Raw genomic sequence first — 7032 nt, forward strand, 5'->3', positions numbered from 1 at the left:
CATCGCGGGAACCTTGAGGTTATTCGGCATGCGAGCTCCAAGCCGAGCCTGTGCCCGAGCCCTTCTTCGAATCGAAAGCCGACTTCGCCGCGGCCGCCGGCTCTGCGGCTTCCTCGTAAGACGGAACCGGCGTCGGCTCCGACGGCGCCAAATCGACTTCCTCCGGAGCCGTCGGCAAATCGAACCGCTGCGTCTTCCCCGTGCGCCTGACGTACCACAGGAGAAGCAGGGCGAAGGCAGCCCCCGCCACGGCGAAGCCCGCGAGAATCAGGAAGATCTCGGCGTAGGCGTCCTTAGGCTGATCGTCGATCATCTTTCCGAACCAGGTCGAAGAGAAGGTGTCCGGAAGGAATCCGATGACCGAGAGAATGCCGGCCGCCGTGCCGAAGATCGGGACGGGGACCTTCCCCTCGGTCAACTGTGAGGAGACGATTCCGAAAACGCCGTTGGCGATGAACCCAAGCACAATGGTGAGCACTGCGACAAGTAAAACCACGCTCGGCTCGGCCGGAAGAATCGTGAACATGAACAGACCGCCGGCGCACACGATCGATCCGCCGAAGATGACCTTGGAGGGCGAGCCTACGGCTTTCGCAAGCAAGCCGAAAACGGGTCCGGAGGCGAGGGTGATGCCGTAGGTGCGGAGGATCGAAACGATGCTCGTGACGGAGGCGGAGGCCAGGAGCACGTTCTTAAGGTACGGGGTTGTATAGTTGATGCCCGTGTAGAAGAAGTACACGCAGAACAGGCATGCGGCCGAAATCCAGACGACGGGGTTCCTCAATGCCTCGCGAATCTGGCGTATGTCGAAGGACTTTTTCGTCGGATCGATCTCGCCCTCGAACTTCGGAATGAAGAAGAACGAGAGAATCCCGAGAATGAGAATGAGGGTGCCGAGGAAGATGAGGAGAGACTGAATCCCGACTGCGGCGGAGTCTGCAAACCACTCGATGATCTTCATGCTGATGAAGCCGACGAGAAGTCCCGCAGCGCCGTAGAGCCCGTAGGAGATTCCGATGTTGCGGGAATAGGTGTCCTCTTCCGAGATGAGCCTGACGAGCTTGAACCGGATGCCCCACCAGATGAGAATGGTCGTCACCCCCATGCCGATGAAGACGAATCTGAGAACGGCGAACGAGGGAAGCATGGCGTAAAGGTAGGTCAGCATCGCCGTGCTTGTGAATCCGACCCACGCCAGCGTGCGCACCCTGATCTTGTCCGCGACGATGCCCGACGGGAAGTAGCAGACCGTCGCGGTGATGGCGTAGTAGCCGAGCAACTCGCCCACCCCCGCATTGGATGTGCCGATCGCCTCCTTAAGCGGATCGTAAAAGACGTTCTTCAGATAGGCCGGAGTGTAGATGATCGACGATCCAATGGAAACGAGCACCAAAAGGAAGCGTCGTTGGGAAATGGAGAGATCGCTGGCACGCCGCAGACCTCTGGTGAGAGAAGGCATGAATGTCCCTTTCGACATCGAAGGAGAGCTTCCTCGCGAGCGCGCAGGGCACGCCAAAAACCCGCAAAAACAAGCAAGAATCCCAAAATCGGAAAATTGGGAAAGAAACGTTGCTTGTGCTCGACTGGAAGGCAATGTGAGACGATTTGGACGGAGAGCGTCCATAAATTGGTTCTTGTTTTATGGTCTCCCGCCATTGGGGGCGGTGAACGGCAGAAATGGACTCAATTCTTCTCTGAGGGTCCAGATCGGCCGGCACGTCACGCCAGACCATAAGCAAAAATTAACAGCATTCAGACAGAATCTTCTCGCCCAAAAGTCCCATGGATGCACTCGACAGTTCCAAGGGACGAGGACGCCGCTGCCGCGCCCAACGCTCCGGCGGAACGGAATGCCGCGGCGTTGGGCGCCGGGCGGGCAACGCAGGGCAAAAGCCGGGCGGCGACGCAGGGCAAAAGCCGGGCGGGCAAGGCAAAAGGCCGTCGAAGATTGCACCTGCCTCATCGACGGCCTTTACACATTTTCTATGTCGCGTTCACGTTCTATGTCACGTTGACAGCAGGAGCCTTCTCAGGCGCTTCCGGCGCCGTCGGGCGTCCTGCGCAACTCGGCGCTTCAGCCTTTGGCGCCGGCATCCTGGGCCTCGCCCTGTGCCGGCGGGCCCTCCCCCGAAAGGCCGTCAACACCCTTCGCGGCGCCGACGCCGTCAGCGGCTTCCTCCGCCGCACCGGAAGGGGCGTCTCCCCCGCCGTCTGCCTCAGCCGCATTCGCCGCCCCCTCGGCCGCGTCGGCAAGCCGCTCGGCCTCGGAGACGATTTCGGACTCAAGCGGGCGGACGAGAAGCCAAACCGCGAAGAAAAAGGCAAAGGCGATCATTCCCACGCCGGTCCACAGGTCGAGGTTTGTTCCGGCGGCCTTCGCCAGATCCTCGTCGTCGGCGAAGAACACCCCGTAGACGGCCAGCATCGCGCCGAACGTGAAAAACATCGCGGCGACCCAGGCGCGCAGATCCAAAAAAGCCATGCGCCAAAAACGGGGACAGCGTTTCTTCCTCATCGTTTCCCTCCGTCATCCCACGAAAATGTTGAGTAGAACCAGAGCTGCCATGACGGCGGCGCCCAGCGGCCAAGGATTCTCCCACCAGGCAAGTCCGCGTCCCTCCTCCAGGCGCTCACGCTCGGCCTTGACCGCGACCTTGTGCAGATCTGGCGCGGGAAGGCTTCCCTTGATCGGCATCTTCGTGCGGCCCCACACGAGCCCGTCCAATTCCTCGACCGGCTTGGGCGAAGTTCTGAGGGTGACGAGGACGGACACGACGACGTCGAACACGAAGGCCATCCCCGATCCGGTGAAGGAGGCCGCCTGCTGGGAGTTGAACTCCAGGAAGCCGTTTTGGTAGCCGATCTGCACGGCTGCCGCGCCCGCGGCTCCGGCGACGAGGCCCCACAGCCCGGCCGGCCCGCTCATGCGTTTCCAGAACATGCCCAAGACGAAGGTGGCGAAGAGGGGGGCGCTGAAGATCGACTGCAGGAGCTGGATGTAATCCTGGATGTTGTTGAACTCCGCCGCGATGAAGGCGGCTCCGATGGCGATGAGGACGCCGGCCACCGTGAGTTTGCGGCCCACGCGGAGGTAGTAGGTGTCTTTGCGGCCCGGGCGGATGTAGGTCTGCCACAGGTCGTAGGTGACCACGGTGTTGAAGGACGATACGTTTGCCGCCATGCCGGCCATGAAGGCCGCGATGAGCGCCGCCAGCGCGAGTCCCACGAGCCCCGTGGGCATGACCTTTCCGATGAGGGCGGGCAGCGCCTTATTGTGGGAGAGCTTGCCGTTGGCAAGCTCGGGTATGAGGACCGCGGCGATGAGGCCCGGCATGATGATGATCGCGGGAAGGAGCATCTTGGGAATCGCCGCGATGATCGGCGTGCGCTGGGCCGCCGACATGTCTTTCGCCGAAAGGGCCCGCTGAACCTCGGTGAAGTTGGTGGTCCAGTATCCGAAGGAGTTGACGAAGCCCATTCCGAGCAGCAGCGCGATCCAGTTTCCATAGGGGTTGGTCGTGTTGGCGAGCCCCGTCCCTCCCCACACGGACAGCCCGTTTTCCCCGAGGAGCTCGTGGGTGCGAATCGTCTCGAGAAGGCCGTCGATGCCGCCGACCCTGATGAGCCCGCCCACGGTGAGCGGGATGAGGAAGGCGACGATGATGAAGAATTGCAGCACCTCGTTGTACATCGTGGCGGTCAGCCCGCCCATCGTCGTGTAGAGGAGCACGACGCCGGCGGCGGCGATGATAGAGGCCCACAGAGGCCAGCCGATGAGGACGTTGATGAGGAGCGCGAGGGCGAAGAGGTTGATGCCGGCCACGAGGATCGTCGCTATGGCGAAAACCGCGGACTGGTAGACGTGGGTGGGCCGGTCGAAGCGAAGCCGGAGGTATTCGGGGACGGATCGGACTTTCGACCCGTAGTAGAAGGGCATCATGATGAGCCCGAGGAAGACCATCGCCGGAACCGCGCCGATCCAGTAATAGTGGACCGTCGCCAATCCGTACTGCGATCCGTTGGCCGCCATTCCGATGAGCTCTGTTGCGCCGATGTTGGCCGAAAGGAAGGCGAGCGCACAGATCCACGCGGGCAGCGAACGCCCTGAGAGGAAGTAGTCCTCGCTCGTGAGGACCTTGCGTTTCGTCACGACGCCGATGGCGATGACGAAGAACAGGTAGACGACCACGAACGAGTAGTCAAAAGCCGTCGCGTCGAGCCGTAAGTCCATTCATCGATCTCCTTCTAGCGTGCCGCCGTGGAACGCATAGAGAAAAGGGTAGCAGCGAAAAGGGCGCGTCGCCCCAGACGGCGGAGCAAACGGGGCTCAACGCGCGACTTTGACCGGGCGGCCTTCCCTGCACGAGGCCGCGCAGGCCTCGGCCACACGGAGGGAGGCGACGGCGTCGTCGATCGTCGACGGGACTTCGCCCTTTCCGGCGACCACGTCGAGGAACGCCTCGAGCTCTCGCTCGTAGCAGTCGGCGAAGCGGGCGATGAAGTCGACCCACGGCTCACCGGAGGGGTAGGCGACCCCGGGTTCGAGCGATCGCACCGGAAGGCGCTCGTCCATGCCGACGACGTCCGTCCCCTCGGTGCCGTGCACTTCCATGCGCACGTCGTACCCGGCGCCGTTGAAGCGGGAGGAATGCGCGGTGGCGAGCGCGCCGCCGGTCAAGCGCAGCGCGAGGACGGTTTCGCACACGTCGGAGAAGTCGGCGAAATCGGGCAGCCCCAAATCTGTGCCGAAGGCGAAGACCTCTTCGACTTCACGGCCCGTGACCCACCGAAGGGCGTCGAAGTCGTGGATGAGGCAGTCGGTGAAGATGCCGCCGCTGGCGGCGAGGAACTCGCGGACTGCAGGGGCTTGGTCGAGAGTGTGCATGTGGACCCTTCGCAGCTCCCCGATCTTCCCCGCTGCGAGCCTTTCGCGGGCTGCGGCATAGGCGGCGTCGAATCTGCGCTGGAAGCCGATGTGGACGGGGACCCCGGCGGACTTGGCCGCGGCGTTGGCCCTCTCTGTCGAAGCGATGTCGAGCGCCACAGGTTTCTCGCAGAAGATCGGGACGCCCAGGCGGACGGCGGCTTCGATGTGGCGTGCGTGGGCGTCGGTGGGCGTGGCGAGGACGACGCCGTCGAGATCGTCCGAATCGAAGAAGTCCTCGACGGAGCGGACCCGGGCGCCCAATTCGTCCGCCGCCTGCCGAGCCCTTTCGGGGACGACGTCGGCGACGACGAGGCTTTCGACTTTCGGCGCCAGGATTCGCGCATGCATGATTCCGATGCGTCCGACGCCTAGCAAACCAATGCGAGGCTTGGCCATTGACACTTTCCTTTCGCTTGTGTCGCTTCGTTGCGAGATGCGCGGCTTGCAAAGTTTGCGCTCTACAAGGTCTGGGCCTTTAAGGCTTGCCCTTTGCGAGATTCGTGCCTTGCAAGGGGCGTGAAAGCCTCACGAGGCGGCCGCTCGTCAAGGCTACCCCACCGCCGCGGACAAAACGAAGCGCCGGCAGCCAGAAATGAAGCGTTGCCGCCGTTTGAGGCGCCCTCGCGGGTTGAGCCGCTCTCGCGGAAACCCGGCCGGTCAAAACACGCTCCCCAATCGAGCTTGACACCCCTTCGGTTCCATGGTTAATTAGTAGTGTAATGAACCGCAGAACTAAGGAAGTTGAGGCAATGCGTTTTTCCGACTCGCATCCCATCTACCTGCAGATCGCAAACGACATCCGCAGAAGCATCCTCACGGGGACTCTTGCGGCAGGAGACCAGCTCATGTCAACAACGCAATACGCGACCACCTATCGCATCAACCCTGCAACGGCGAACAAGGCCTTCGCGCTCCTCGTCGACGAGAACCTCGTCGAAAAACGAAGGGGAATCGGCATGTTCGTCACCGAGGGGGCGCACGAGCGCCTGCAGGAGGCCGGGCAGAAGTCTTACGCCGACGAGACCCTGACGCCCGCCCTCGCCGAAGGCGTCGCTCTGGGCCTCTCATCCCCTGAGATCCTCGACATGGCGGCAAGCAGCCTTGCCACACTCACAAAGGAGAAGCAATGAACCCCCTCGGCATCGACGTCGCCGACCTGACGTTCCACTACGAGCGTCACTCGCAAAACGTCGTCGACCACGTGTCTTTCAGAATCGAACCGGGGTCGATCACCGGCCTCCTCGGCAGGAACGGCTCCGGCAAGTCGACCGTCGGCATGCTCATGGCCGGCCTCCTCTACCCGACTTCCGGAAGCGTCCGCGCAAACGGGCAGCACGTCTACGAGAACCCCGGCCTCATGGCAAACGTCTGCTACGTCAGCGATTCGACCCCCATACTCGAAGACGAGAAGACCCGGCGCACCCTCGAGCTCTGGGAGGCGTCGCGCCCCAACTGGGACCGCGACTACGCGAACGAGCTGATCGAGGCGTTCCGCATCGACGTGAAAAAGAAGCCCTCGCGGCTCTCCCGCGGCCAGCTCTCAAGCCTTTACGCACTGCTGGGCTTGGCCTCCAGATGTCCGGTGACCGTATTCGACGAGGTCCACCTCGGAATGGACGCCGTCGCCCGGGAAATCTTTTACGCGAGCCTCCTCGCGGACTACACAAAGCACCCGCGCACCCTCGTTCTGTCCTCGCATCTGATCGAGGAGGTCGAAAGTCTCCTCGACTCGGTCATTTTCATGGACAACGGGCGAGTCGTCGAAAGCGGAGACGCCGACGACGTCCGATCCAGGCACTCCGACGGAGGCGAACTGGCCCATCTGACCGACGTGCTCATGAAGATGGCCCTCTCTTCCAACACCGCAGCCGCATACAGAATTTTGCAGAAGGGACGCGACCATGAATGACAAGGCGAACGCACAGACCATGACCGGCAACGCCGACACAACGACCATGGCCGACGACGAAAACGTCGCAGCCGAAAGGGCGAAGGCCGCCGTCAATCGCTTTATTTTGAGACGCCATGGACGAATGATGCCGACGGCAATCGGGGTCGGCCTGTTCTTGGGCGCCCTCGCCGCGACAGCCGTCTACTTTCTCGAG

General features: G+C 62.4%; 7 protein-coding genes. 3 read left to right on the plus strand and 4 right to left on the minus strand.

From position 1 onward, the window contains the following. Positions 1-19: 19 nt before the first annotated feature. The 4 genes from ACO48X_RS09935 to ACO48X_RS09950 form a co-directional block, all read right to left on the minus strand. Positions 20-1459, minus strand: a complete 1440-nt coding sequence (locus ACO48X_RS09935; RefSeq protein ID WP_485001931.1) for an MFS transporter — start codon at positions 1457-1459, stop codon at positions 20-22. A gap of 615 nt (positions 1460-2074) precedes the next feature. Then, the gene (locus tag ACO48X_RS09940; protein ID WP_485001932.1) at positions 2075-2515 is read right to left on the minus strand and encodes a hypothetical protein; all 441 of its coding nucleotides are present in this window, start codon (positions 2513-2515) and stop codon (positions 2075-2077) included. 12 nt (positions 2516-2527) lie between these two features. Continuing rightward, positions 2528-4231, minus strand: coding sequence for a sodium:solute symporter family protein (locus ACO48X_RS09945; RefSeq protein ID WP_485001933.1), 1704 nt, complete (start codon positions 4229-4231; stop codon positions 2528-2530). Between the two features lie 96 nt (positions 4232-4327). Beyond that, complete coding sequence (locus ACO48X_RS09950) at positions 4328-5323, minus strand: Gfo/Idh/MocA family oxidoreductase (protein ID WP_485001934.1); 996 nt, start codon at positions 5321-5323, stop codon at positions 4328-4330. A gap of 323 nt (positions 5324-5646) precedes the next feature. Here ACO48X_RS09950 and ACO48X_RS09955 point away from each other — a divergent pair, with 323 nt between their 5' ends. From ACO48X_RS09955 to ACO48X_RS09965, 3 genes are all read left to right on the plus strand, one after another. Further along, positions 5647-6057 (plus strand): GntR family transcriptional regulator, encoded by a 411-nt coding sequence (locus ACO48X_RS09955; protein ID WP_485001936.1) that lies wholly within the window; start codon positions 5647-5649, stop codon positions 6055-6057. Next, entirely contained in the window at positions 6054-6836 is a 783-nt protein-coding gene (locus ACO48X_RS09960; protein WP_485001937.1) for an ATP-binding cassette domain-containing protein, read from the plus strand. The genes ACO48X_RS09955 and ACO48X_RS09960 overlap by 4 nt, the downstream gene beginning before the upstream one ends. Then, positions 6829-7032, plus strand: a 204-nt coding sequence (locus tag ACO48X_RS09965; protein ID WP_485001938.1) for a hypothetical protein, incomplete at its 3' end; no start/stop codon positions are given. The genes ACO48X_RS09960 and ACO48X_RS09965, both read left to right, overlap by 8 nt.

Source organism: Peptidiphaga sp., assembly GCF_057238965.1.

Excerpts from the sequence above, each read along its gene's own strand:
- ACO48X_RS09950 (WP_485001934.1), bottom strand. The coding sequence starts at position 5,323 with ATGGCCAAGCCTCGCATTGGTTTGCTAGGCGTCGGACGCATCGGAATC.
- ACO48X_RS09935 (WP_485001931.1), bottom strand. The coding sequence starts at position 1,459 with ATGCCTTCTCTCACCAGAGGTCTGCGGCGTGCCAGCGATCTCTCCATT.
- ACO48X_RS09940 (WP_485001932.1), bottom strand. The coding sequence starts at position 2,515 with ATGAGGAAGAAACGCTGTCCCCGTTTTTGGCGCATGGCTTTTTTGGAT.
- ACO48X_RS09955 (WP_485001936.1), top strand. The coding sequence starts at position 5,647 with ATGAACCGCAGAACTAAGGAAGTTGAGGCAATGCGTTTTTCCGACTCG.
- ACO48X_RS09960 (WP_485001937.1), top strand. The coding sequence starts at position 6,054 with ATGAACCCCCTCGGCATCGACGTCGCCGACCTGACGTTCCACTACGAG.
- ACO48X_RS09945 (WP_485001933.1), bottom strand. The coding sequence starts at position 4,231 with ATGGACTTACGGCTCGACGCGACGGCTTTTGACTACTCGTTCGTGGTC.